Source organism: Paraburkholderia mimosarum LMG 23256 = NBRC 106338, from assembly GCF_000739815.1.
In the GTDB taxonomy this organism is placed as follows: Bacteria; Pseudomonadota; Gammaproteobacteria; order Burkholderiales; family Burkholderiaceae; genus Paraburkholderia; species Paraburkholderia mimosarum.
The window spans coordinates 139,012-164,109 of record NZ_BBJJ01000010.1 but is presented as its reverse complement, the minus strand read 5'-3'; the positions used below and the strand labels follow the sequence as shown (position 1 = coordinate 164,109).

Below are 25,098 nucleotides of genomic sequence, written 5' to 3'. Positions count from 1 at the left end.
ACTACACGCGCCGTGCCGCCGATTCCCAGTTGATGTCGACGCAAAGCACTTGCACGCCGTGCGGCGTTTGCGCGGAGATCGAGGCTGTCACACACAAGTGCGCCTCGTTGATCGACAGATAGGGCGGCGTGAACTGAACGCTGCCCGGCGTCTTCATCGCACCGATGAAGTAAGGCCGCCGCTCCCAGCTCGCCCCCTCCGAATGCAGCAGCGGCCGAAAGCGCTTGGCGCGTTGCGACGTGCGGCCGTCGGGCAGCACGTTGTCGCCGATCTGGCGGCCGGACGCATCGAGCAGAAAGCAGCGCGCCGTGTCGTCGAGGCCGAGCAGCGGCAAGGTGGCGTCGCTCATGCTCGCGCCCCCGGCAAGCTGCTTCGCTGCGGCCTCGATCGCGTTCACGTAGGGTGCGAGGCGCGCGCATTGTGCCCGTTCGCGCGCGCTCACGGACTCGCGCAGGCGCGCGGAAAGGTCTTCCATGAGCTGTGCGGCCTTGGCGGGCGGCACCGGCTCGACATCGGGCGGTGCAAACCAGGCGCCCTGCACGAAATCGGCGTTGCTCTCCAGCGCGATCAGCGCGTCGCGCTCGGTCGACAAACCGCCCACCAGCACGAGCTGGCCCGACTCGTGCAGCATCGAGACGAGCCCCGGCAGCACGCGCTCGATATGCGCGTGGCGGCTCGCCTGGGCGAGCAGGCTGCGGTCGAGCGTGACGATGTCGGGGCGCACTTGCCACACGCGGTCGATGTTGGAATGCTTCGCGCCGAAGCCATCCAGCGCGATCACGAAGCCCGCCTTGCGCAGCCCGTCGATGATTTCCGCGAAGCGCGAGTTCTCGCCGCCTGCCTGCTCCGACACTTCGAGCACCACGCGCTGCGGCTGCAGGCCGAGCGCCTTGAGGCCGGCAAGCAGGGCGTCGCCGTAGCTCGTGTCCATGAGCGCGGCCGGATGCAGGCTCAGGAACAGCCATTCGTCATGCGAATCGAAGGCGTTGAAATTGCCCAGATGCAGCGATTCCGCGAGGCGGCCGAGTTCCAGCAGGTCGCCGCGCCGCGCCGCCTGCGTGAACACCTCCTGCGACGGCGCCTGCTGGCCCTGCTCGTCGTGCGCGCGCAGTGATGCGTGATAGCCGATCGCGCGCCGGTGCGCGACCGAAAACACGGGCTGAAACACGCTGAAGACGGTGTAGCCGCCGTATAGCACCGTGCGGCGGGCGCCTTCCTCGCCCGCGATCGGGCGTGACTGGTAGCCGGGGGGATCGATGTCGATCATGCTGGTCAGGAATATTCGATGGGGCGCATGGCGGGCTGGACGGGTGAGCGTCAAGTTTACAGGATAGGACAGCAAAAAGTATGCAAGTCCCGGTTCCCGCGGCCATTGGCCATGCAGGGGCCGCGCTGTTTCGTAAAAGATGCGCTCGATGGTGCACTCGCTGGTGCGGGAAGCTGTCGTGGGTGCGAGCCGCGCACGGCCGGGAGGCGCTCGCTGCACCTTCGCGGTGCGCGCGCCGGCTGCGAGTTCAGGGTGGCAACTCAGTGTGACAAGCGCGGCGCCTCAGCCGCGCGGTTGTCAGGTCCGTTCGGACGGATCGGTCCGCTTCGCGGTGCGCCGCAGGTCCGGCGAGAGCTGCCCGAAGATCCACGAGGAGGCCGCCGTGATGATGCCGACGCAAATGAACGTCGCGTGGAACGCCGGGATCACGTTCGCGTCCGTCTTGTGGGCGATGATGCCCGTGAAGGTGGTGAGCAGCGCACCGGCGACAGTCACGCCGAGGCTCATTGAGAGCATCTGCACGAGCGAGAAGAGGCTGTTGCCGCTGCTCGCGCCGCCGGTACCGAGATCCTTGAGCGTGAGGGTGTTCATCGCCGTGAACTGCATCGAGTTGACGGCGCCGAACAGCGCGAGCTGCGCGATGCGCATCCACAGCGGTTCGTTGGGCGTGGAAAGCGCGAAGCTCGCCATCATGAGGCCGACCAGCACCGTGTTCGAGACCAGCACGCGGCGGTAGCCGTGGCGCATGATGAGATACGTGACGAGGCGCTTGGAGAACATGCCCGCGGCTGCGGTGGGCAGCATCATGAGACCTGCCTGGAACGCCGTGTAGCCGAGCGCCACCTGCAGCAGCAGCGGTATCAGATACGGCATCGCGCCGCTGCCGATGCGCGCGAACAGATTGCCGAGCAGGCCCACGCTGAAGGTGTGGATCTTGAAGAGATCGAGCGAGAAGATGGGCTGGGGCGTGCGCACCGCGTGCAGGCCGTAGGCCACGAACGCGGCGAGCGAGAGGATGAAGAGCACGAGCACGGTGGCGTGCTGGATGCCGAACTCGGCGCGCCCGTCGAGGGCGAACGAGATCGCCACCATGCCCGTGACGAGCAGCAGGTAGCCTGGCAGGTCGAAGCGCGGCGTCTCGGGGTTGCGGCTGTCCGGCATGAAGATGAAGGTGGCGACGCAGCCCACCACGCCCACGGGCACGTTAATGAGAAAGATCCAGTGCCACGAGGCGATCTGCACGAGCCAGCCGCCCAGCGTCGGGCCGATGAGCGGGCCGATCAAGCCCGGAATCGCCACGAACGAGAGCGCGGGCAGATAGCGCTCGGCTGGAAACGTGCGCAGCACGGCAAGGCGGCCGACCGGCAGCAGCATCGCGCCGCCCACGCCCTGCGCGATGCGCGAGAGCACGAGCTGGTTCAGCGTATGCGCGCTCGCGCACAGCAGCGAGCCGACGGTGAACACGAAGATCGCGCCGAGAAACACGCGGCGTGTGCCGAGTTTGTCCGCGAGCCAGCCCGACACCGGAATCATCACCGCCATCGTGAGCGAATACGCGATCACGACTGATTGCATGCGCAACGGTAGTTCGCCGAGACTTCTGGCCATCGCCGGCAACGCCGTGTTGACGATGGTCGAATCGAGCGTCTGCATGAAGAAGCCGGTGGCGACGAGCCACAGCATCACGGACAAGGAGCGGGGAGACGGGGCAGTGCTGGACGCGGCGGCGGATTCGGACATGGGCGGGGAGTGGGGCTCGCAGGCAAGCGCCATTGTAGGGAAAACGCCCTGCACGCGCAGTTAGCGGTTCCGCGGCGCCGCGGCCGCCGCGTCCCCGGGAAAGGCGTTTATCCGCGTAGCTGCGCCGCCGCCGCGAAGAACGCCTGGGCGCGCGGATCATGCGTGAGCGCGACGTTGATGCGGATCCACGGGCTCGGCTCGCCGTGCGGGCGGAAGTGACTGCCCGGCGAGACCGCCACGCCGAGCGGTTCGCCGCAGGCCGCGAGCCGCGTCGAATCGTCCATGTGCGGCACGCGGGCCCAGACGAACTTGCCGCCCGTCTGCGCATAGCCGCGCGCCGCGCTCGCCGTTGCGGCCGTTGCGGACGCAGGGCCGCCGAACAGTTCCCAGCCATGGGCTTCGAGCGTGCGCGTGGCCGACCCTTGCGCCTCGGCGATGCGCCGGCGCAGCCGGTCGAGGTACTTGCGATAGGCGCCGCGCTCGAGCAGCGTGGCGGCGACGGCCTGCGCGAAACGCGAGCCGCTGATGGTGGTGAGCGCCTTGATGGCCGCGAGATCGCGCACGATCGCCGGGTTCGCCACGACATAGCCCACCCGCAGCGACGAGGAGAGTGTTTTCGAGAGCCCGCCCACGTACACGACGTGCTCGAACTGGTCGAGCGCGGCGAGCCGGTCGGTCGGGTCGGCCTGAAAATCGGCGTAGATGTCGTCCTCGACGATCGTGAAGCGGTGCTCGCGCGCGAGCTGGAGCAGCCGGAACGCCACGGGTGGCGCGATCGTCGAGCCGGTGGGGTTGTGGAACACCGTGTTGACGAAGAACGCGCGCGGGCGGTGCTCGGCGAGCATCGCGTGCAGGTGATCGAGGTCGGGCCCGCTCGACGTGCGGCGGATGCCCACGAGGCGCACGCCATGCAGTTTGAGCAGGCCGTACAGGTTGTAGTAGCCGGGATCCTCGACGAAGGCCGTGTCGCCGGGCTTGAGCATGTAGCGCAGGAGCAGGTCGAAGCCCTCGCTCGCGCCTTCGGTGACGAGGATCTGCTGCGACTGCGCGGCGATGCCGAGCGGCGCGAGCCGGTTGCGCAGGTGCTCGCGCAGGGTGGCGTCTCCCATTGGCGTGCCGTAGTCGACGAGGCTCGCGGGGTCGCTGCGCGAGACGTGGCGGATCGCCTGGCCGATCGCGTCGACGTCGCGCCATGCCACCGGAATCGAGCCGCTGTCGAGCTGCAGCAGTTCGCCCCCGCGCTCCATCTGGCTGAGCAGATGGCCCGACTCGTCGGCGGCGTTCGTGAGGTCGCAGGTGCCCATGCCCGACAGCCCCGCGTGCGCATACTCGCTCACATAGAAGCCCGAGCCGTGGCGAGAGTCGAGGTAGCCGAGCGAGACGAGCCGGTCGTACGCCTCGATCACGGGAAAGCGGCTGATCGCGTAGTCGGCCGCGAACTGGCGGATCGACGGCAGGCGCGCGCCGGGATGCGCGACGCGCGAACGGATCCAGGTCTGCACGCCGTTGACGATCTGGTCGGTGAGCGGAACGCCGCTCGTGCGATCGAGTTCGAGTTTCATAGGGATCTCGCTGGTGTCTCGCTTCGGGCTGAAGTTCGACACGGCCTGGACTGTTCGATTTTTCGGCTGCACAGTTCCGGGCTAACTGTGCGTAAGTGTGCATGGGGTCGTGCGGCACTGACCGCAATAATGCTCCTACCGGGAAGAGCCTTCAAGTCCGCATCTGCAAGCCTTCCGGTGGCCGTCCGAGGGTTTCGGCGGCCGATCTGCAAGGAGCACGGCAATGCGCGAAATCCGAATCTTCGAAATGGAATACGGTGAGCCCGTCGAAAGCTGGAGGCTGGCCGAGGCAATGCACTTGCACGTGAGCGAAGGCGAACTCTGGCTCACGATCGCAGGCGACGGCGGCGACTACTGGCTGCGCGCCGGCGAGTCGATTCGGCTCGTAGCGGGCGTGCGCGTCCACGCGAGCGCGGGCCGTGAAGGGGCGCGCTTCGCTCTCGCGCTGGGCGGCGCAACCGCTGCTGCACCGGCGCGGACGGCGGAGCCGGTCGATGTGGAACGCGCACGCGCGGCGGGTGCGCGCGGTGCGGCCGCGCGCCTCGGCGAGGCGCTGCGCGGCTGGGCGGTGCGCGGGCAGTGGGGCGTTCGGGCAGCGGGCTGAGGCGGTGGCGTGCGTTATGGGATGTGCCCCACGACCTTGCTGACATCGCTTGCCATGTCGCCCACGTAGCGGGCGCGCGGGCGGATCAGCCGGCCATCGGCGGCTTGTTCCAGCGCGTGCGCGACCCAGCCCGTCACGCGTCCCACGGCGAACAGCGTGAACGCCGCGCCACGCGGTAGCCCCAGCACGCGCTCGATCGCAGCGAGCGCGTAGTCGAGCGTCGGACGCGCGCCGCTCGTCTCGGCCACGGCCTGGGCGAGCGCATCGACTTCGTCCATCGGCGAGCGCGCGCTCGCGCGCTGCGCGAGCAGATCGAGCAGCAGGCGAGCGCGCGGGTCGCCAGCGGGATAGAGCGGGTGGCCGAAGCCGGAGAGCGTCGGCGCGGCGCCGCGCTCGTCAGGCGCAAGACGCTCGGCCAGGTAGCGATGGAGGTCGCCGGCGCGGGCCGCTTCGTCGAAGAGCGCGGCCACGCGAGCGGTCTCGCCGCCGTGGCGCGGGCCGGCGAGGGCGGCAAGGCCGCCCGTTGCCGCGCCGAACAGATGCGTGCCGGTGGACGTGATGCAGCGCACCGTGAACGTCGAGGCGTTCAATTCATGGTCCGCGCACAGCACGAGCGCCGCGCGCAACAGATCGGTTTGCGCGCGCGAACGTACGCCCCATGCCTCGCCTAGCTGCCGGTGCAGCGGCTCGTTCGACGGCGCAGTGGAAACGAGCGCCGCCGCGAGCAGGCGCATGAGCATGGCGCCGGTGTCGATCTGCGCGTCGCGGGCCTGTGCCCAGATGCGCGGCATTTGCGCGGCGGCGGCGGGCAGGAGCACGAGCGCGCGTTCGAGCGGCGTGTGCCCGCTCCAGATCTTCAGCCATGCAGACCATTGCGCCGCCGCGATGGGCGCCTCGGGCGCCTGCAGCACGCGGCGCGGCGCGCATTGCCAGAGCAGCGCGGCCACTTCCTCCAGCGAAGCCTGGCGCGCGAGCGCGATGGCGTCCTCGCCGCGATAGAAAAGCTTGCCTTCGGCGATCAGCGTGATCGACGATTCGAGCACGGGCACGCCCCAGTCGAGCACCTTCTGCGCGACCTTGCCCGCGCGCTTGCCATCGGCCTTGCGGCGAGCGAGGCGCCGCACTTCGGCGACGGCATAGCGGTTGTGGCGCCCGTCGGGCGAAGGTGCCGACGCGATGAGCCCGCGGCTGACATACGCATAGAGCGTGGCGCGGCTGATACCGAGTTCGGCGGCGGCTTCCTCCGCGGTCATATAGCTGGACACGGTGCCTTGCCTCCTCGAACAGGACAAATCAATCTATGTTGATCATGATAATCAAGATTGATTCGGGATTCGAGCGGCGCGACGATCCGTGACATCACCTCGGCTCGTTATCCCCCGTAAAAGGACCGCACGCCATGACACCACGCCACGCGCTCGAACACCTATGGATGCTCGCCGGCTGCGACGCTGCCGCGCTCGACCGGCTCGACATCGAGGGCGACGATCCTGGCCTGCCTTCGGTCTTCCGCGTGGGTGCGCTCGCGGCGGTGAGCATTGGCGCGGCAGGGCTCGCCGCGGCGCAGCTGCATGAGCTGCGCACGGGTCGCGCGCAGCGTGTGGCGATCGACGTGCGTCGCGCGCTCGCGGCGTTCCGCAGCGAGCGGTATCTGAATGTGGATGGAAAGCCGGCCGCCGAGCTGCGCCATCCTGTGACGGGGCACTTTCCCACCGGCGACGGCCGCTGGATCCAGCTGCACGCGAATTTCCCGCATCATCTCGCGGGCATCTTGCGCGTGCTGCAGTGCGCGGACGACCGCGACGCCGTGGCGCGCGCGATCCTCGGCTGGGAAGGCGCGGCGCTCGACGACGCGCTCGCGCGAGCGGGCCTGTGCGCCGCGCTCGTGCGCACGCCGCGCGAGTGGGCCGCGCACGAGCAGGCGAAGGCGGTGGCGAGCCTGCCGCTCTTCGAGATCGAGCGCATCGGCGACGCGAGCGCCGAGGGGCCGCGAGCGGTCAGCGGCACGGAAGCCGGCGCCCGCCCGCTCGAAGGCGTGCGCGTGCTCGATCTCACGCGCATCATCGCGGGGCCGGTGGCCGGGCGCACGCTCGGTCAGCATGGCGCGGACGTGCTGCTCATCAACGGCGCGCATCTGCCGAACATCGCGCCGCTCGTGATCGACAACGGGCGCAGCAAGCGCTCGGCCACGCTCGACTTGCGCGACGAAGCCGCGTGCGACCAGCTGCGTGCGCTCGTGCGCGACGCCGACGTATTCGTTCAAGGCTATCGGCCCGGCGCGCTCGCCGCGCGGGGATTCGCGCCCGAAGCGCTGGCGCAGATCCGTCCGGGCATCGTGTGCGTCTCCATCAGCGCGTACGGGCATCGCGGGCCCTGGCGCGAGCGGCGCGGTTTCGACAGCCTCGTACAGTCGGCGAGCGGCATCGTCTGGACGGAAAGCGTCGCCGCCGCGAAGTCGGGCCGTGGCGCGAGCAACGAGGCAGACGCGCCGCCATTCGCCGCGGTCCGGCCGCTGCCGTGCCAGGCGCTCGATCACGCCACGGGCTATCTCGCGGCGTTCGGCGCGATGGTCGCGCTCGCGCGGCGCATGCGCGAGGGCGGCAGCTGGCACGTGCGCCTTTCCCTCGCGCAAACGGGCCGCTGGCTGCAAACGATGGGTACGCTCGAAGACGGCCAGCGCACGCCCGAAGTGACTGCCGCCGACATCGCCGATTGCCTCGAAGAGATCGATTCGCCGTTCGGGCGCGTGCGCGCGGTGGCGCCCGCCGAGCGGCTCGAACTCACGCCGGCGTTTCACGCGCGGCCGCCGGTGCCGATCGGCACCGATGCGCCCGTGTGGATCGCTTGAGGACCGCCTCGCGTGCGGCACCGATACGCGAGACTTACTTGCGCAATTCCGCGACGAAATCGTAGTAGTCGTTGCGGCAGTACGTGTCGGTGAGTTCGATGGCGCGCTGGTCGGCGGTGTAGCCCACGCGCGTGATGAGCAGTAGCGCCTCGTTGGGCGCGATGCTCATTTGCCGCGCGATTTCCTCGCTCGCGTTCACGGCGCGAAAGTGCTGCAGCGCGCGCACGATCGCGAGGCCGCGCTGCTCGAGGAAACTGTAGAGCGAATCGCCGATGGCGTTGGGATCGGGAATCAACGCGGCGGGAAAGGTGGAGTTCTCGACGGCCATCACGATGCCGTCGGCGAGACGCAGGCGCTTGAGCCGCGTGACGGCCGCCGCGGGCGAGAGACCGAGCTGGATCACCTCGTCGCGGCTCGCGGGCTGGATTTCGCGCGAGAGCCAGCGCGAACTGGGTGTGAAGCCCCGCTGCCGCAGCATTTCGCTGAAGCTCGTCAAGCGCGAGAGCGGGTCTTCGTAACGCGGCGTGATGAAGCTGCCCGCGCCCTGGGTGCGGCGAATCAGACCTTGCTCCACGAGCAGCGCAATCGCCTTGCGCGCGGTGATACGCGAAACGCCGAGCGATTCCGCGAGCACGCGCTCCGATGGCAGCGCTTCGCCCGCGTTCCAGCGATTGTCGTGGATCGCGACGCTCAGCTTGCGAGCGAGTTGCAGATAGAGCGGGGTGTCGTTGTCCGGGTCCGGGCGCAGGTCGCGCCAGCGGTCTTCCGTGGGAGCGTTCATGAGAGGCAGGCATGAAAGGCGAACGGCAATTTTATGTCATCGGCGTGCGAAGACGCTAATGAACGGCTTGCGAAAGTGCGTATGACCGCACTTCGCACGAGGCGATACACTGGTCGCTCGTTGTCGAAGCAGCGCCGCAGCAGCGGGCGCAAAGGGACATCATGACGACCGATATCGCTACCGTCGCGTTGCCGGACGGCGAACGCATTCCGAAGCTCGGGCAGGGCACATGGGAGATGGGCGAGCGCAGCGCGCATCGCGCCGCGGAAATCGCCGCGCTGCGCGAGGGCGTCGCGCTTGGCATGACGCTCATCGACACCGCCGAAATGTACGGCGACGGCGCGACCGAGCGGCTCGTCGGCGAGGCGTTGGAGGGCCTGCGCGAGCAGGTGTTTCTCGTGAGCAAGGTGTATCCGCACAACGCGAGCCGCAGCGGTGTCGTGCGCGCGTGCGAATCGAGCCTGAAGCGTCTCGGCACCGACCGGCTCGATCTCTACCTGCTGCATTGGCGCGGCGGCGTGCCGCTGGCGGAAACCGTGGAAGGCTTCGAGTCGCTCGTGCGCGCGGGCAAGATCCGCCACTGGGGCGTGAGCAACTTCGACACCGACGACATGGAAGAACTCTTCGCGACGCCGGGCGGCGACGCCTGCGCGACCAACCAGATTCTCTACAACGTTGCACGGCGCGGCGCCGAATTCGATCTGCTGCCGTGGAGCGCGTCGCATCGCATGCCGGTGATGGCGTATAGCCCCGTCGATCACGCGCGCCTGCCGCGGCGCTCGCCCCTCGACGATATTGCTCATGCGCACGGGGTGTCGGTTTATCGCGTGGCGATGGCGTGGTTGCTGAGCCGAAGCGGCGTATGCGCGATTCCGAAAGCGGGGCGCGTGGAGCACGTGCGCGACAATCGCGCGGCGCTCGATCTCGTTCTCGGCGCCGAGGACCACGCGGCGCTCGACGCGTATTTCAAGCCGCCGCGCAGCAAGCGTCCGCTGGAGATGCTCTAGAAGGCTGACCGGGTGCCCGCGGGTGCGCACGATCATGGCATGCGGCGGCGGCAGATGAGCAGGCAACGGGCGAGGCCGCCACGGCCGAACGCAGTGCGTGCCGCGTATCCGGCGACCTGCCCCCGGCGGCGGGCCCCGGCCGGGGGACCGGAACGCCGCCGCCGACGCCAGGACTGGCGCGCCTGGCCGTCGCGCCAGATCGGGGTGGCTGCGGCGGCTTGCCTGCACCGCCGTACAGGATCAATGACCGCCGCCATGGCCGCCACCGTGGCCGCCGCCGTACCCGCCGCCCGGGCCGCCCGACGGTCCACCCTTGCCGAATCCACCTGCGAATCCACCTCCGAAACCGCCGAAGCCTCCACCAAAGCCACCGCCGGATCCGCCTGCGGGTCCGCCCGAAGGTCCGCTAGCCGATCCACCGTGTGCGCCGCAACCGCAGTTGCCCGAGCTGCTACCCCGCTATTACTACCGCCCCCTTTGTTGCCGCCGCTGTTGTTTCCGCCACCGCCTTTTCCGCCGCCGGAGTTGCCGGAAGCACCTCCCGACCCGTTCGGTCCCGGCCCACCTGCAGCCGCGCTGCCGCTGCGGCCGAGGCACGCCCCGCCAGACGGGCCCCCAGTGCTGGCTGTCGCAGCGCCCGCGCCGTGACTCCCACTGCTGCCGCTGCTGCCGCCGCTCGCACCCGACGAACCCGAGCCGCCATGGCTTGCGCCGTTGCCCCGAATACAAGTGCCGCCTGGGCAGCGAACGCAATCGTCTGCTGCGAACACCGTGGAAACGTCACTCGCGAGATTCGATGAATCGGATTCCGAATCAGTTCCCGCGAGTGCTCCTGATGCAGTCGATCCCCCGGCAAACGATTGCGCAGCCGCCGCGCCGAAGGCCCCGAAGCCTTCCGCGCCGCTCACCGGCAGTGGTGCGTCGGCAACGAGAATCACCGGGTTGACGATGTCGTCGGCGCCTCCCGCGTGCGCGGCGATCGCGGGAAACAGCACACCCGCTCCCATCGCACACATTGCCGTATTTTTCATCGTTTTCTCCCCGCGAGGCGGCTGTCGTGTACGCCGCCGCCTACGCCCCCGTGCAGGGTTGCCCGCCTTTTGCGCGGGCGCCGATCCCCGTCTGGCCAATAATCTGCTTCGCTCCGGCTGCGGTACTTCCGTACAACGTCCCCTCAAAGGCACCCGGTTCGACCGCGAGCCGGATGACCGGTTTAGGCAGGACTGCTTGTGGATCGCCGGAGCCCGCGGAACGGGATGGCGGATCACATGCGCGTCGAGCGGCCAGTCATCCGATCGCCAGGAGCGACGCCCCGCGTGTGTCGCGCTGGATAGCGGCGTCCGAATGCCCGTTGCGGATATAGCCAGTTTTGTGCCATCGGCCCGGGAGTGGCGTACGGGGCGGACTTGATAATCGATATATCGCCTGTCTGCCCGGAAATCCGCTGAAAACGTTTCGATGATGAAACGCACCAGCCGAAGTGGGCGATGCATGTTGCAGAAGCGGACTGCGCAACGAATCTGCGCGCAATATGCGCGGCGGCGCACTGTCAGTTCGCGGGTTGTGCGTCTGCGGCGGCGCGCTGCAGTGCGCGCAATTCGTCTATGGGAATGTGGCAGAGTATGCGATGGCCGTCGCCTGCATCGGCAAACGGCGGGGCCACCTCGTCACAAAGGGCGCCCAGCTTGCGCGGGCAGCGCGCGCTGAATGGGCAGCCGTGTGGTGTGCGCTGCGTGCCGCTTGTCGAAGAAGGGCCCGGGGAGCGTGCCGCGAGCAGCGTCTCTGTATAGGGATGCCAGGGACCGTCGAACACTGCGCCGGCCGGCCCGGTCTCCACGATGCGGCCTGCGTAGAGCACGACGATGCGATCGGCGAGATAACGCACCACATCGAGATCGTGCGAGATGAACAGATAGCTCACGCCGCGTTCTCGCTGCAGGCGGGCGAGCAGATTGAGGATGGCGGCCTGCACGGAGACATCGAGCGCCGACGTCGGCTCGTCGCAGATCACGATACGCGGCTCGCCCGCGAACGCCTGAGCGATCGCCACGCGTTGCTTCAGACCGCCGGAGAGTTGCCGTGCGCGCGCCGAGAGATAACGCGCGGGCACGCGCACGGCTTCGAGCAGCCCCGCAATGCGCGACTCGTCCGGGGCATCGTGGTCAATGGCGTTGTCGTGCCGCCGGACAAGTGCGCGCGCAATCAGCCGCTTCACGGGCAGCGCGCGATTGAGCGAGGCGTCGGGATGCTGGAAGACGACGCGCAGGGCCGCGCGCTCGCCGCCGCGCCGCCGCGCCACGTGGGCGTGCAGGCGCTGGCCATCGAGTTCGACGGTGCCGCCCGCGTCGGGTGCGTTCAGGCCGAGCAGCAGCCGCGCGAGTGTCGTCTTGCCGCTGCCCGATTCGCCCACGAGGCCGAGCGTCTCGCCTGCGCGCAGTTCGATCGATACGGCGTCCAGTGCACGCACTGCTTTCGCGCCGTGCCCGAAGGTCCGCGAGACGTCGAGCGCGCGCAGCACCACGCGCGGCTCGGTTTCGCGATCCTGGTCGCCGGAGCCATGCAAGCCATCGCCGCTTTCGCTCAGATTCGCAAACGGCAATTCGATCGCGCGCTCGTGATAATGACAGCGCGACATCTGCTCGCCATGCGGCGACGTCATGCGGTGCGGCGGCGGTGCCACTTCACGGCAGCGCGCATCGGCGAGGCGGCAGCGCGGCGCATAGATGCAGCCAGGCGTACTCGCGCCCGGCGCGGGCAGCTCGCCGGGTATCGTGTCGAGCGCGCCTGCATGCTTGTTGCGCCCATGCGTCGGCAAGCAGCGCAGCAGGCCGACCGTGTACGGATGCCGCGCGCGCTCGAACACGTCGCGCGTGGCGCCTTCCTCCACGAGCCGCCCCGCGTAGAGCACGCCGACGCGCTCGCACATGCGCCCGATCACCGCGAGGTCGTGACTGATGAGCAGCACCGCCATGCCCAGCTCCGCTCGCAGTCTCGCGATGAGGTCGAGCACTTCGGCCTCGACGGTGGCGTCGAGGCCCGTCGTCGGCTCGTCGAGAATCAGGAGCGCGGGATTCGACGCGAGCGCCATCGCGATCACGACGCGCTGCTGCATGCCGCCCGAGAGCTGATGCGGGTAGCTCGCCAGCACGCGCCCTGGATCGGCAATGCGTACGCGTTCGAGCATCGCGTGCGAGCGCGCCCGCGCCGTGCTCGCGTCGGCACCCGCGGCTTCGAATGCCTCGCTCAGCTGACGCGCAATCGTGAGCGTGGGGTTGAGCGCGCTGGCGGGATCCTGATAGACCATCGAAACGGCGTTGGCGCGCAGCATGCGCAGCCCGTCGGCGTCGAGCGCGAGTACGTCGTCGCCCGCGATCGCGATGCGCCCGGCTTTCACGCGGCCGTTGCGCGGGAGATAGCGCAGCGCGGCCAGCGCGACCGTCGACTTGCCGCAGCCCGACTCGCCGACGAGCCCGTACGCTTCGCCGCGCCGGATGCGCAGCGATATGTCGGTGAGCACGTCGCGATCGCGGCCGCGCACGCGGTAGGCGACGGTCAGGCCGACGAGCGCCAGTGCGTCGTCGTCGCGCGGGGCGCTGAAGGTCGCGAGAGCGGGGCGCGCAGAGGCGGGTCGGTTCACGATGCGAGCACCTCCCCCAAACTGTCGGCGATGAGGTTCACGGCCACCACGAGCGAGGCGATGGCGAGCGCGTCGAACGCTACGGTCCACCACGCGCCGCCCGCGAGCAGCGTATACGACTCGGCGAGCGCGAGCCCCCAGTCCGCGGACGGCGGCTGAATGCCAAAGCCGAGGAACGAGAGCGTCGCCACGGCGAAGATCGCATAGCCCAGTCGCACCGTTGCCTCGACGACGATGGGCGGCCACACGTTCGGCAGGATCTCGGTGAACATCACCGCGAGCGCGCTCGCGCCGCGCAGGCGCGCGGCCGCCACGTAGTCGAGATGGCGCTCGGCGAGCACCGCCGCGCGCACCGTGCGCGCGACGAGCGGCGCGAACGTAATGCCGATCACGAGCACCACCGCGAGATTCGAGGCGCCCACGGCGGCCAGCACGAGGAGCGCCACGATCACGAGCGGCAGCGCGAGCACGGCGTCTAGCGTGCGCGCGACGAGCGTGCCGAATGCGCCTTCGAAATAGCCCGTGACGAGCCCGAGCGCCGCACCCGCGAGCGTGCCGACGAGCGTCGCGAGCGGCGCGATCGTGAGGATGTCGCGGGCGCCCACGATCACGCGCGAGCAGATGTCGCGGCCGAGTTGGTCGGTGCCGCACCAGTGCGTGCGATCGGGCGGCATGAGCGAGCTGAGCGGGTCGGACGCATAGGCGTCGTGCGGCGCGAACCCCGCTCCTGCGAGCGCGCAGACGATCCACCACACGAGAATCAACGCGCCGGCGACGAACGAGGGCGAGTGCAGCAGGAGCTGCAGCGTGTCGCGCACGCGGGTGTCGTTGAGCGTATCGTCGGGCGGGTCGCCGCCCGGCGGTTCGTCGCCCGAGCCGCCCGGATAAATTGCTTCGGATGCCATATCGTTCATGCGCCTCCCGGCGTGCGCAAGCGCGGATCGAGCAGTGCGTGCAGGGCGTCGGCGGCGAGATTGGCGACGGTGTACACCGCGCCCACGGCGAGCACACCCGCTTCGAGCAACGGGAAGTCCTTGGCTTTCGCGGCGTTGTAGATAAGAGAGCCGATGCCCGGATAGCGGAACAGCGACTCGACTACGACGAGCCCGCCGATCAGGTAGCCGAGCTGCGTGGCCGCCACCGTCACGGTAGGCAGCAGGGCGTTGCGCAGCACGTGGCGCACGATCACGACATGGCTCGGCAGCCCCTTGAGGATCGCGGTGCGCGTGTAGTCGGCGTCGAGCGCCGCGATCGTGCCGGCGCGCGCGATACGCGCGAGATAGCCGAAGAACACGAGCACGAGCGGCAGCACGGGAAGCACGAGATGGCGCAATTGAGCCAGCACGCCCGCGCCTTCCGGCGCGGTGGCCTCGATCGGCAGCCAGCGCAGCCATACGCCGAAGATGAGGATCAGCACGATCGACGAGACGAACTCCGGCACGGCGCTCGCGCACAACCCGCCCGTGCTGATCGCGCGGTCGACGAGACGGCCTTCGTGCAGCGCCGCCCATACGCCGCCTGCAATACCGAGCGGCACCACCACGACGAATGCGAGCAGGCCGAGCCTGGCCGACTGCGCGAGCGCTTCGCCCACGAAGGGCGCCACGGGTTGCTTGTAGGTCCACGACATGCCGAAGTCGCCGCGCACGGCATGCGTGATCCACGAGAGATATTGAACGAGAAGCGGGCGGTCCGCGCCCAGTTCGTGGTTGAGGGCCGCGACGGCGCGAGCGTCGGCGAGCGGTCCGAGCACCGCGCGCCCGATGTCGCCCGGCAGTAACTGGCCGCCCACGAATACGAGCACCGAGAGGAGCCACAGCGTGAAAATCGCCCACGCGGCGCGTCGGCCGAGAAACCGCGCGACGCCCGCGCGCGCGGCGAACGAGTGGGCGTTCGTCGTGCGGGCCGGATGCGGTGCTGGTGGGAGCGGAGTGGCCATCGAACCTCCGTTTCGGGTGCGCTCGTGTCGTGCGCCGCGTTCAGGCGGCGAGCGTCGCGCGGTCGAAATAGAGCTGGGCGAGCGCCGTGAAGCGCACGCCCGAGAGCACGGCGCGCTGTGCGATCAACTGGTCGTAGAAGTACGGGATGATCACGGGCGTTTCTTCCAGCAGCAAGGTCTGGATCTGCCGCGCCACCTGCTTCTGCGCGGCCACGTCGAGCGTCGCCGCGAACTGCGCGACCAGCTTGTCGTACTGCGCGTTGCGAAAATGCGCAGCATTCCACGTGCCGCCCGAGGTGAGCGGCGCGTTGAGAAACACGTTCGGCACGCCGCGATGCCCGTAGTCGGTAATGCCGAGCGGCGAATCGAGCCAGTCCGATTTGCCGGACGTGCCCGCGCCGTAGTACTGCGACTGGCTCTCCACCTTGAGCACGATGCGAATGCCGATCGCCTTCGCCGCGTTCTGTATGACCACGGCGAGGTCCGGTATCTCCATGTACTTCTCGGTGGTGAGCGTCACGTCGAAGCCGTTGGCGACGCCCGCCTGCGCGAGCAACTGGCGTGCCTTCGCGAGATCGATCCTGCGCTGCGGCACGTCGGTCGCCGTCGAAGGGAACATGGGCGCGAACGGGCTGTCGTTGCCCACCACGGCGCGGCCCTTGAAAAGCCCGCGCACCATCACGTCGCGGTCGAACGCGAGCGCGAGCGCCTGGCGCACGCGTTTGTCCTTGAACGCTGGCGAGTCGTTGCGCATGTGGATCTGGCGGTGCGCGCTCGAACGCACGCCGATCACCTTGAAGTCGGGATTGTTGAGTATGCCGATGCCGCCCTGCACGGTGAAGGTGCCCATCACGTCGGCCTGATGGCCCTGGAGTGCGAGCAACTGCGCCTGCTCGTCGGCATAGAAGGCGAAGTCCACGCGCGCGGGCAGCGCCTTGTCGCCCCAGTAGTCGGGATTGCGCACGAAACTCGCGCCGCGCCGGGCCTCGAATTTGCCGAGCTTGAACGGCCCGGTGCCGATGAAGCTCTTTTCGTAATTGCCCGCATAGTTGGCGGGCAGCATCACGGCGTTGTAGTTGTCCGAAGAAACGTAATAGGCGAAGTTGCCGTTGGGCGCATCGAGGTGGAACTCGACGGTGTGATCGTCGATGGCCTTCGTGCCGCCTTTCGAGAGCACGCCCTTGAGCACCGAGAGCGCCGCCGACCCGCTTGCCGGATCGGCGAGGCGATCGAACGTCGCCACCACGTCTTTGGCGCCGAACGGCTGGCCATCGTGAAATTTCACATTGGGGCGCAGCTTGAACGTCCAGACGTCTGCTTTGGCGTTCGCTTGCCACGAGAGCGCGAGGGCGGGCTGCAGATGGCCTTTGGCGTCGTCGTTGGCGAGGAATTCACCGGTCTGGTTCAGAAGGCACAGCGCGCCCGCGTCGGTCACGGTGAGCGGATCGACGGCGCCCGCGGGCATGAGGTGCGCCACGCGGATCGTCTGGTTGCCGGGCCCGGCCGCGCCTTGCGCTTTGGCGCTGCGAGGGAAGCCGAGTCCGGCAAGGGCCGGCAGCGCCGTGAGGCCGATCGCGCTCGCATAGCGCAGCAGTTCGCGGCGCGTGAGGCGGCCGGCAAGGAATTCGTCGAGGGCGTGGTTGCCGTGCTCGCCGGCCTGAGGGCGCAGCGGGTCGAGGCGGGACAGGAGCAGACGGCGGGACTGCGGTCGGTTCATCGGTGCGGGTTTCCGTGCGGTTCCGTTCAGGGGACGCGCGGCCCGAGGGCGCGCGACGGCGGCATGCGGTACGGCAGACGACGAATGGCTGCAGCGGGGTGCAGCGTGTTCCGGCTATCGAGCACGAAAGCCGGGCCTAGTTTACGCGCTTTCGGCGAACGAGGCGAAGGGTAGGGTTTCGTTGGGTTGCACGCGGCCGGGCGTCGTGCGAGAAGCGCAGGCCCGACTCAACGCGCCGCAGCGGGCCGCCGCCAGCGATGGAACAGCACCGAGCCGATCCAGCACGCGATGAACGCGGCGACGATGGCGTAACCCAGCTCGCCGAAGCGCTCGTTCAGTCCGGCGACGAACGACCACGCGCCGCCGCTCGCACCGAGCTTCTCGCCGATGAGCCCGAGCGCCTCCACGCCGCCGATCACGATCGCCACGAGCGCGGAGACGAACGTGATGCTCGCGTTGTAGTAGAGCTTGCGTCTGGGGTCGTCCATGGCCCAGCCGTAGGCGTGGACCATCAGCACGTTGTCGGTGGAATCGACGAGCGTCATGCCTGCCGTGAAGAGCGCGGGGAACACGAGGATCGAATACATCGGCAGGCCCTTGCCCGCTTCGGAAGCGGCGATCGTGAGCAGGCCGATTTCGGTCGCCGTATCGAAGCCGAGGCCGAACAGCACGCCCACGGGGTACAGGTGCCAGCTCTTCGTGACGAGCGCGAAGAGCGGACGCAGCGCGCGCGAAAAGAGGCCCGCGGGCGCGGGTGCTACGACCGCAGCGGCGAGCGCCGCATCGCCGCCTTGCTGCGCGCGCCGGTAGCGCAACCACACGTCGCGCAGGATCACGAGGTTCACGCCCGCGAGCACCAGCAGGAACGTCGACGACACGAGCGTGCCGATGGTCGAGCCGATCTCGTGGAACCGCTCGAAGCGGCCATGCAACGAGACGGCCGTGAGCGCGATGCCGAGCGTGGCAACGATCACGACCGTCGAATGGCCGAGCGAAAAGGCGAGCCCCACGCCGAGCGGACGCTCGCCGCGCTGCATGAGCTTGCGCGTGACGGCGTCGATGGCGGCGATGTGGTCGGCGTCCACCGCGTGGCGCAGGCCGAAGCCGTAGGCGAGCAACGCGGTGCCGAGCAGCAGCGGATGGTGGCGAAACGCGATCAGCGCCCACGCCCATGCGCCGAGATTGGCGGCGATGAGTGCGGCATAGAGCGGAATCAGGCGTGCGCGGAGCGAAGCGGCGGTACTCGTCATCAGGTCGTATCGTCGTGGGAAGCGGTGGGTGCGGCTCGGCGCTCAATGCTCGTGCGGATGGCGGTGAATGGGATCGACCCAATAGACCGTTTCGGGCTTCTCCACGGCGTCGATGTTCAGGTTCACGACCACGGCCTCGTTGTCGCTGCGCACGAGCACGCATTCGAGCGGATCGTCGGTGCTCGCGTTGATCTCCTGATGCGGCACATAGGGCGGCACGAAGATGAAGTCGCCGGGGCCCGCCTCGGCCGTGAATTCCAGATGTTCGCCCCAACGCATGCGCGCGTGTCCGCGCACGACGTAGATCACGCTCTCCAATGCGCCGTGATGATGCGCGCCCGTCTTCGCGTTCGGATGGATCGTCACCGTGCCCGCCCAGATCTTCTGCGCGCCCACGCGCGCCGCGTTGATCGCGGCAGCGCGGTTCATGCCCGGCGTTTGCGCGGTGTTGGTGTCGAGCTGATCGCCGCGAATCACCTTCACGCCGTGCTCGCGCCAGTCGGGCGTCGCGTCGTCGTGATGATCGTGGTCGTGGCTCATCGTCGTGTCTCCTTTTCGTTGGCAGCCGTGCGCTTGCCTGCGGATACATCGGCGCATTGTGGCACGGCCAAAATAGCGACGTGCGCGGCGCCGCGCCGGTGCCCCGCATGCCGGGCGGAAAAAAGCCTGTTCTCGCGGCAACGCACGAGAACAGGCTGGTTGGCGCGCATGCCGGGTTCGTACCCGGCCATGCGATCAGGACTTCTTCGCGTTGATGACCGCTTCGGCCACGTTCTGCGGCGTTTCCGCGTAGTGCTTGAACTCCATCGTGTACGTGGCGCGGCCCTGCGTGAGCGAACGCAACGACGTCGAGTAGCCGAACATCTCCGAGAGCGGCACTTCGGCGCGCACGATCTTGCCGCCGCCGCCCGCGATATCCTCCATGCCCTGCACGATGCCGCGGCGGCTCGAAAGGTCGCCCATCACGTTGCCCATGAAATCTTCAGGCGTTTCGACTTCCACGGCCATCATCGGCTCGAGCAGAACCGGCTTCGCCTTGCGCATCGCTTCCTTGAAGGCCATCGAGCCCGCCATGCGGAAGGCGTTTTCGTTGGAGTCCACGTCGTGGTAGGAGCCGAACGTGAGCGTGACCTTCGTGTCGACCACGGGATAGCCCGCGAGCACACCCGCCTTGAGCGTTTCCTGAATGCCCTTGTCGACCGCCGGGATGAACTCGCGCGGAATCACGCCGCCCTTGATGGCGTCGACGAACTCGTAGCCCTTGCCCGGCGCCTGCGGTTCGAGCGTGATGACCGCGTGGCCATACTGGCCGCGCCCGCCCGACTGCTTGACGAACTTGCCTTCGACATCCTCGACCTTGTTCTTCACGGTCTCGCGATACGCCACCTGCGGCTTGCCGACGGTCGCCTCCACGCCGAACTCGCGCTTCATGCGATCGACGAGAATTTCGAGGTGCAGCTCGCCCATTCCGGAGATGATGGTCTGGCCGGATTCCTCGTCGGTTTGCACGCGGAACGACGGGTCTTCCTGCGCGAGACGATTGAGCGCGATGCCCATCTTCTCCTGGTCGGCCTTGGTCTTCGGCTCGACGGCCTGCGAGATCACGGGTTCGGGGAAGATCATCCGTTCGAGCACGATGGCGTGCGCGGGATCGCAGAGCGTGTCGCCCGTCGTCGCTTCCTTCAGGCCGACTGCGGCAGCGATGTCGCCCGCGCGCACTTCCTTGATTTCCTTGCGCTCGTTCGCGTGCATCTGCAGGATGCGGCCGAGGCGCTCCTTCTTGTCCTTGGTCGCGTTGAGCACCGTGTCGCCGGAATTCACGACGCCCGAATAGACGCGGAAGAAGATCAGCTGGCCGACGAACGGATCGGTCATGATCTTGAACGCGAGCGCCGAGAACGGCTCCTCGTCGCTCGGATGGCGCTCGATTTCCTTGTCGTGGAGGTCGTGGCCGAGAATAGCGGGCACGTCCACGGGAGAGGGCAGATAGTCGATCACGGCATCGAGCATCGCCTGCACGCCCTTGTTCTTGAATGCGCTGCCACAGAGCATCGGCACGATTTCGTTGGCGATCGTGCGCTTGCGCAGCCCGCCCTTGATTTCCTCCTCGGTCAGGCTCTCGTGGTCGTGGAGGTACTTTTCGAGCAGCGTTTCATCGGCCTCGGCGGCGGCCTCGACCATCTTCTCGCGCCACTCGTGCGCGAGCTCGACGAGGTTCGCGGGGATGTCCTCATACGCGAACTTCACGCCCTGGCTCTCGTCGTCCCAGACGATCGCCTTCATCTTCACGAGGTCGACCACGCCCTGGAAGTGATCTTCCGCGCCCACCGGAATCTGGATCGGCACGGCCACACCCTTCAGACGTTCGCCGATCTGCCGCTGCACGCGGAAGAAGTCCGCGCCCACGCGGTCCATCTTGTTGACGAACGCAATGCGCGGCACCTTGTACTTGTTCGCCTGGCGCCACACGGTTTCCGACTGCGGCTGCACGCCGCCCACGGAGTCGTACACCATGCACGCGCCGTCGAGCACGCGCATGGAGCGCTCGACTTCGATGGTGAAATCGACGTGCCCCGGGGTGTCGATGATGTTGATGCGGTGTTCGGGGTAATTGCCGGCCATGCCCTTCCAGAACGCGGTCGTCGCGGCCGAGGTGATCGTGATGCCGCGTTCCTGCTCCTGCTCCATCCAGTCCATGGTCGCCGCGCCGTCGTGAACTTCGCCTAGCTTGTGATTCACGCCGGTATAGAAAAGGATGCGCTCGGTTGTCGTGGTTTTGCCGGCGTCGATGTGAGCGCTGATCCCGATGTTGCGATAGCGCTCGATGGGGGTCTTGCGAGGCACGGTGATCTCCTTGGAATGACGCGCCATGGAAGCTGCCGGGCGGCACGCGGCGCGGCCAGCGCGCGGCCCGATGCGTCGCATCGCGCGAGCCTCGAGTGGCACACGCCATGCGCGGGATTTATAGGATAGCGCTTGCGCGGCGCTTTTGCAGGACGTGCGTCGCGGCGCGCAAGGCGCGCACGGCGGCGCCAGGCGGGAAAGGGCCAACGGTGGGCCGACCAATGCGTCGCGGCGCTCGCGGGCGCAAAAAAAGCCGGCGCCGCTTGCGAGCGGGTGGCCGGCTTGCGCTTCGCGCGCCGTGCGCGAAAGCGTGAGTGATGGCGGCGCCGTTACTGCAGCGGCGGCAATCCCTGAATCTTCATGCCGGGCTTGATGCCCTTCGCCGAAAACCAGCCTTTGGGCATTTCGAGCGCGAACACGCCGTTGTTGCGCGGGCAGTGGTTGTTGGTCGTTTCGGCCTGCATTTCGTCGATGTCGGTGATCGTGCCGTCGGCGCGCATAAAAGCGATCGACAACGGGATCAACGTGTTCTTCATCCAGAAACAGTGCACGGCGTTCTCGCCGAACACGAACAGCATGCCTTCATTGGGCCCGAGCTGCGAGCGGTACATGAGACCTTGCTCGCGATCCGCGTCGTTCGCGGCTACGGCAGCGTCGATGACGAACATGCCGGCCGTGAGCTTCACGCGCGGAAATTCGCCGGGCTGCCTGGCGCCTGGTGGCATCTGTTGCGCCTGGGCGATGCTCGACGTTGCCGTCGTGGTGAACGTCAGCGCCGCGAGAGCGGCAAACGGCAATGCAACGGCAAGCGCGCAGCGCACGAAGAACGGGCGCAGGGAAAATCGCACGAGAGGCTCCTTGCTTCAGGTTAATCCGCGCATGTTACGCGACCAGGTCAGAACGGGTCAAAATGCGCTGCGCGCGTCGTCCAGCGGGGCGTGCATGTCGAAAGAAACGGCCAAAAAAAATGCGGGCAAACAAAAAGGCAGAACGCCTTGCGGCGCTCTGCCTTTTGCGCTGAAGAGCGGCAACGAATGCCGTTCCTCGAAGCGTCTTACAACAGGCTTACTCCGAAGCTGCCGAAGCGGCTTCAGCCTTCGCTGCCTTCTTGTGCGACGACTTCTTGTGAGCCTTCTTGTGCGACGACTTGTGAGCGGCCGAAGCAGCAGCAGCCGGAGCAGCCGAAGCAGCTTCCGGAGCCGAAGCTTGTGCGAATGCAGCCGATGCGAAGAGGCCAGCGACCAGAGCAGCGATCAGTTTGTTCATTTTGTGAATCCTCAGCTTGAGTTGATTAACCAAGTGACCCGGTTATTGGAGTCAGGTCGGTAAACGTGCCATCCACCTTTCGGTTGACAGTCACCTTCAACAAATTCACGAGAACTTGCGTGGGTGCGTCTGCCAGCGGTCGGGACCATGCATTGCTGCGAGGACCCTGAAGGCTGAATGCCGGATAGCTTCGGGGCGGCATCTGCGTCGAATAACGCATGGTCTCGCGAGACGGTTGACGCGAAGTTTTCATTTGCTTCGTAACGAAACGAAACAGCAAAGAGGGGGACGTGTCGCGCGATACGAAGGAGATCAAGCAACAAGCGAAAAGTGCTTGCGCAACAGCTACTTGTGTTTTTTTGGCGTGTTTTGCCACGGTGCGCTGGAGGACACTTCGGTGCTTTCGCCGGGCGCGAGGCCGAGCGAAAAAATATCGAGCGCGCCGATCGCGACACGCACGAGTCGCAGCGTCGGATAGCCCACCGCAGCGGTCATGCGTCGCACCTGACGGTTCTTGCCTTCGCTGATCGCGATCTCCACCCATGTGGTCGGTATCGCGGCGCGATAGCGAATCGGCGGATTGCGCGGCCATAAATTGGCGGGCGCCGCGATGATTTTTGCTCGACACGGCTGCGTCACGAAATCGCCGAGGTCGACGCCGCGTTCGAGCGCCGCAAGCGCTGCCGTATCAGGCGCACCTTCCACTTGCGCCCAATAGCGTTTCACGAGCTTGCGCCGCGGTTCTGCGATGCGCGCCTGCAATGCGCCGTCATCGGTGAGCAGCAGGAGACCTTCGCTGTCGGAATCGAGCCGGCCCGCCGGATAGACCCCCGGTACCTTCACCCAGTCCGCGAGTGACTGTCGCGTTTCGTGTGGCGAGAACTGACAGATCGTACCGAACGGTTTGTTGAGGGCGATCAGACGCATGGCGAGGTGGCGGGAGGAAATGACGGGTAAGCGCCGAGATCTTAAGGCAAAAAGCGTTTCGACGATTCATGTGTCTTATATAAGACAATCGGTTCACCTGCCATCGAAGGCGGCTTCCCACTCACACGCCAGGAAGCGATGGGAGCGGCACGCTCGCGCAGGGCGTGGGCTAGAATAACCGCCAGATCCTCGTGCCGACGGGCGCGCCAGTGCAGCATCGCGCGCAGTGCGTCGCATGCCGCTGGACCGTGTTACTGCAAATATCGACCGCTCCGGATGTCGAGAAGCCATAACGGCGAGATGCCGCTTCGCGCCGGGCGAGAAAGCCTCGCCGCCGCCCGCAGGCTCCGGGCGCCTCGTCAACCTGCTTTCAAGAGCTTGCCCCTAATGGAGTCGATCATGCCTTATCAGCACATCCTCGTTCCGACGGGCGGTGAAAAGATCACCGTCAATCCGGATTTTTCGCTCAACGTCTCGGACCAGCCGATCATCCCGTACATCGAGGGCGACGGCACGGGCGTCGACATCACGCCGGTCATGCTCAAGGTGGTCGACGCGGCGGTCGAAAAGGCCTACGGCGGCAAGCGCAAGATTCACTGGATGGAAATCTACGCGGGCGAGAAGGCCACCCGCGTGTATGGCCCCGATGTGTGGCTGCCCGAAGAGACGCTCGATGTCGTCAAGGAATACGTCGTGTCCATCAAAGGGCCGCTCACGACGCCTGTGGGCGGCGGCATCCGGTCGCTGAACGTCGCGCTGCGCCAGCAACTCGACCTCTACGTGTGCCTTCGCCCCGTGCAGTATTTCAAGGGCGTGCCTTCTCCGGTGCGTGCACCGGAGAAGGTGAACATGGTGATCTTCCGCGAGAACTCCGAGGACATCTACGCGGGTATCGAATGGCCCGCGGAATCCGAAGGTGCGAAGAAGCTCATCAAGTTCCTGCGCGAAGAACTGGGCGTGTCGAAGATCCGCTTTCCGGACAGCTCGGGCGTCGGCATCAAGCCGGTCTCGCGCGAGGGTACGGAGCGCCTCGTGCGCAAGGCGATCCAGTACGCGATCGACAACGAGCGCCGCTCGGTCACGCTCGTGCACAAGGGCAACATCATGAAGTACACCGAAGGCGCGTTCCGCGACTACGGTTATGCGCTTGCGCAGAAGGAGTTCGCGGCGGAACTGGTCGATGGCGGCCCGTGGATGAAGATCAGGAATCCGAAGACGGGCGGCGACATCGTGATAAAGGACGTGATCGCCGATGCGTTTCTGCAGCAGATCCTGCTGCGACCGGCCGAGTACGACGTGATCGCCACGCTGAACCTCAACGGCGACTACATCTCCGACGCGCTCGCGGCACAGGTGGGCGGCATTGGAATCGCACCGGGTGCGAATCTTTCGGACTCCGTGGCAATGTTCGAGGCCACGCATGGCACCGCGCCGAAGTATGCGGGCAAGGATTACGTGAATCCGGGCTCGGAGATTCTCTCTGCCGAAATGATGCTGCGCCATCTCGGCTGGTTCGAGGCGGCCGACCTCATCATCGCGTCGATGGAAAAGTCGATTCAGCAGAAGCGGGTCACTTATGACTTCGCGCGTCTGATGGAAGGAGCGACGCAGGTGTCGTGCTCCGGCTTCGGACAGGTGATGATCGAGAATATGTGAGCATGATGGGCGGCCGCGCCGTGTCCATGACGTTCTGCGGGCGCGCGCGGCGC

The 25,098-nt window shown here is 67.3% G+C and carries 19 protein-coding genes; 4 read left to right on the top strand and 15 right to left on the bottom strand.

Annotated elements, in window-relative coordinates:
- Position 1 precedes the first annotated feature (1 nt).
- From BMI01S_RS11285 to BMI01S_RS11275, 3 genes are all read right to left on the bottom strand, one after another.
- A complete protein-coding gene (locus BMI01S_RS11285) occupies positions 2-1,267 on the bottom strand; it encodes an EAL domain-containing protein (protein ID WP_036019898.1) in 1,266 nt (421 codons plus the stop codon).
- Positions 1,268-1,564: 297 nt separating this feature from the next.
- On the bottom strand, positions 1,565-3,040 hold the full coding sequence (mdtD, locus tag BMI01S_RS11280; protein WP_255217797.1) for a multidrug transporter subunit MdtD: 1,476 nt from the start codon (positions 3,038-3,040) through the stop codon (positions 1,565-1,567).
- Between the two features lie 74 nt (positions 3,041-3,114).
- Positions 3,115-4,575, bottom strand: a complete 1,461-nt coding sequence (locus BMI01S_RS11275; protein WP_028230515.1) for an aminotransferase-like domain-containing protein — start codon at positions 4,573-4,575, stop codon at positions 3,115-3,117.
- 217 nt (positions 4,576-4,792) lie between these two features.
- Here BMI01S_RS11275 and BMI01S_RS11270 point away from each other — a divergent pair, with 217 nt between their 5' ends.
- Entirely contained in the window at positions 4,793-5,173 is a 381-nt protein-coding gene (locus tag BMI01S_RS11270; protein WP_028213405.1) for a DUF2917 domain-containing protein, read from the top strand.
- 14 nt (positions 5,174-5,187) lie between these two features.
- Here BMI01S_RS11270 and BMI01S_RS11265 read toward each other — a convergent pair whose 3' ends face one another.
- Positions 5,188-6,426 (bottom strand): citrate/2-methylcitrate synthase, encoded by a 1,239-nt coding sequence (locus BMI01S_RS11265; protein ID WP_036019896.1) that lies wholly within the window; start codon positions 6,424-6,426, stop codon positions 5,188-5,190.
- Positions 6,427-6,572: 146 nt separating this feature from the next.
- Between BMI01S_RS11265 and BMI01S_RS11260 the strand changes: the two genes are divergently transcribed.
- Positions 6,573-8,021 carry a CoA transferase gene (locus BMI01S_RS11260; protein WP_028213403.1) on the top strand — a complete coding sequence of 483 codons (1,449 nt, stop codon included), beginning with the start codon at positions 6,573-6,575 and terminating at the stop codon, positions 8,019-8,021.
- A gap of 34 nt (positions 8,022-8,055) precedes the next feature.
- Here the strand turns inward: BMI01S_RS11260 and BMI01S_RS11255 are convergent, their stop codons facing one another.
- On the bottom strand, positions 8,056-8,802 hold the full coding sequence (locus BMI01S_RS11255) for a GntR family transcriptional regulator (RefSeq protein ID WP_028213402.1): 747 nt from the start codon (positions 8,800-8,802) through the stop codon (positions 8,056-8,058).
- 161 nt (positions 8,803-8,963) lie between these two features.
- Here BMI01S_RS11255 and BMI01S_RS11250 point away from each other — a divergent pair, with 161 nt between their 5' ends.
- Positions 8,964-9,809: an aldo/keto reductase gene (locus tag BMI01S_RS11250; protein WP_028213401.1), complete on the top strand. Its 846-nt coding sequence runs from the start codon at positions 8,964-8,966 to the stop codon at positions 9,807-9,809.
- A 1,549-nt stretch (positions 9,810-11,358) separates the two neighbouring features.
- On the opposite strand, the gene BMI01S_RS11245 is transcribed toward BMI01S_RS11250, so the two are convergent.
- From BMI01S_RS11245 to BMI01S_RS11200, 10 genes are all read right to left on the bottom strand, one after another.
- A complete protein-coding gene (locus BMI01S_RS11245) occupies positions 11,359-13,446 on the bottom strand; it encodes a dipeptide ABC transporter ATP-binding protein (RefSeq protein WP_042289167.1) in 2,088 nt (695 codons plus the stop codon).
- On the bottom strand, positions 13,443-14,360 hold the full coding sequence (locus tag BMI01S_RS11240; RefSeq protein WP_028213400.1) for an ABC transporter permease: 918 nt from the start codon (positions 14,358-14,360) through the stop codon (positions 13,443-13,445). The genes BMI01S_RS11245 and BMI01S_RS11240 overlap by 4 nt, the downstream gene beginning before the upstream one ends.
- Entirely contained in the window at positions 14,357-15,385 is a 1,029-nt protein-coding gene (locus tag BMI01S_RS11235; protein ID WP_028213399.1) for an ABC transporter permease, read from the bottom strand. Before BMI01S_RS11235 ends, BMI01S_RS11240 begins: the two co-directional genes overlap by 4 nt.
- 40 nt (positions 15,386-15,425) lie before the next feature.
- Entirely contained in the window at positions 15,426-17,102 is a 1,677-nt protein-coding gene (locus BMI01S_RS11230; protein ID WP_036019894.1) for an ABC transporter substrate-binding protein, read from the bottom strand.
- A 227-nt stretch (positions 17,103-17,329) separates the two neighbouring features.
- The gene (locus BMI01S_RS11225; protein ID WP_028213397.1) at positions 17,330-18,352 is read right to left on the bottom strand and encodes a HoxN/HupN/NixA family nickel/cobalt transporter; all 1,023 of its coding nucleotides are present in this window, start codon (positions 18,350-18,352) and stop codon (positions 17,330-17,332) included.
- A 42-nt stretch (positions 18,353-18,394) separates the two neighbouring features.
- Positions 18,395-18,892 carry a cupin domain-containing protein gene (locus BMI01S_RS11220; RefSeq protein WP_028213396.1) on the bottom strand — a complete coding sequence of 166 codons (498 nt, stop codon included), beginning with the start codon at positions 18,890-18,892 and terminating at the stop codon, positions 18,395-18,397.
- Positions 18,893-19,087: 195 nt separating this feature from the next.
- Positions 19,088-21,196, bottom strand: a complete 2,109-nt coding sequence (fusA, locus tag BMI01S_RS11215; RefSeq protein WP_028213395.1) for an elongation factor G — start codon at positions 21,194-21,196, stop codon at positions 19,088-19,090.
- Positions 21,197-21,525: 329 nt separating this feature from the next.
- The gene (locus tag BMI01S_RS11210) at positions 21,526-22,044 is read right to left on the bottom strand and encodes a DUF192 domain-containing protein (RefSeq protein WP_028213394.1); all 519 of its coding nucleotides are present in this window, start codon (positions 22,042-22,044) and stop codon (positions 21,526-21,528) included.
- A gap of 217 nt (positions 22,045-22,261) precedes the next feature.
- The gene (locus BMI01S_RS11205; RefSeq protein WP_028213393.1) at positions 22,262-22,462 is read right to left on the bottom strand and encodes a hypothetical protein; all 201 of its coding nucleotides are present in this window, start codon (positions 22,460-22,462) and stop codon (positions 22,262-22,264) included.
- Positions 22,463-22,807: 345 nt separating this feature from the next.
- On the bottom strand, positions 22,808-23,389 hold the full coding sequence (locus BMI01S_RS11200) for a pseudouridine synthase (protein ID WP_028213392.1): 582 nt from the start codon (positions 23,387-23,389) through the stop codon (positions 22,808-22,810).
- Between the two features lie 399 nt (positions 23,390-23,788).
- On the opposite strand from BMI01S_RS11200, the gene icd reads away from it, so the two are divergent.
- Positions 23,789-25,045 (top strand): NADP-dependent isocitrate dehydrogenase, encoded by a 1,257-nt coding sequence (icd, locus tag BMI01S_RS11195; protein ID WP_028213391.1) that lies wholly within the window; start codon positions 23,789-23,791, stop codon positions 25,043-25,045.
- The last annotated feature ends 53 nt before the right edge of the window (positions 25,046-25,098 follow it).

Bases quoted from the DNA above. Each gene is read 5' to 3' on its own strand.
- BMI01S_RS11285 (WP_036019898.1), bottom strand. From the start codon at position 1,267: ATGATCGACATCGATCCCCCCGGCTACCAGTCACGCCCGATCGCGGGC.
- mdtD (WP_255217797.1), bottom strand. From the start codon at position 3,040: ATGGCGCTTGCCTGCGAGCCCCACTCCCCGCCCATGTCCGAATCCGCC.
- BMI01S_RS11270 (WP_028213405.1), top strand. From the start codon at position 4,793: ATGCGCGAAATCCGAATCTTCGAAATGGAATACGGTGAGCCCGTCGAA.
- BMI01S_RS11265 (WP_036019896.1), bottom strand. From the start codon at position 6,426: ATGACCGCGGAGGAAGCCGCCGCCGAACTCGGTATCAGCCGCGCCACG.
- BMI01S_RS11260 (WP_028213403.1), top strand. From the start codon at position 6,573: ATGACACCACGCCACGCGCTCGAACACCTATGGATGCTCGCCGGCTGC.
- BMI01S_RS11255 (WP_028213402.1), bottom strand. From the start codon at position 8,802: ATGAACGCTCCCACGGAAGACCGCTGGCGCGACCTGCGCCCGGACCCG.
- BMI01S_RS11250 (WP_028213401.1), top strand. From the start codon at position 8,964: ATGACGACCGATATCGCTACCGTCGCGTTGCCGGACGGCGAACGCATT.
- BMI01S_RS11240 (WP_028213400.1), bottom strand. From the start codon at position 14,360: ATGAACGATATGGCATCCGAAGCAATTTATCCGGGCGGCTCGGGCGAC.
- BMI01S_RS11235 (WP_028213399.1), bottom strand. From the start codon at position 15,385: ATGGCCACTCCGCTCCCACCAGCACCGCATCCGGCCCGCACGACGAAC.
- BMI01S_RS11230 (WP_036019894.1), bottom strand. From the start codon at position 17,102: ATGAACCGACCGCAGTCCCGCCGTCTGCTCCTGTCCCGCCTCGACCCG.
- BMI01S_RS11225 (WP_028213397.1), bottom strand. From the start codon at position 18,352: ATGACGAGTACCGCCGCTTCGCTCCGCGCACGCCTGATTCCGCTCTAT.
- BMI01S_RS11220 (WP_028213396.1), bottom strand. From the start codon at position 18,892: ATGAGCCACGACCACGATCATCACGACGACGCGACGCCCGACTGGCGC.
- BMI01S_RS11205 (WP_028213393.1), bottom strand. From the start codon at position 22,462: ATGAACAAACTGATCGCTGCTCTGGTCGCTGGCCTCTTCGCATCGGCT.
- BMI01S_RS11200 (WP_028213392.1), bottom strand. From the start codon at position 23,389: ATGCGTCTGATCGCCCTCAACAAACCGTTCGGTACGATCTGTCAGTTC.
- icd (WP_028213391.1), top strand. From the start codon at position 23,789: ATGCCTTATCAGCACATCCTCGTTCCGACGGGCGGTGAAAAGATCACC.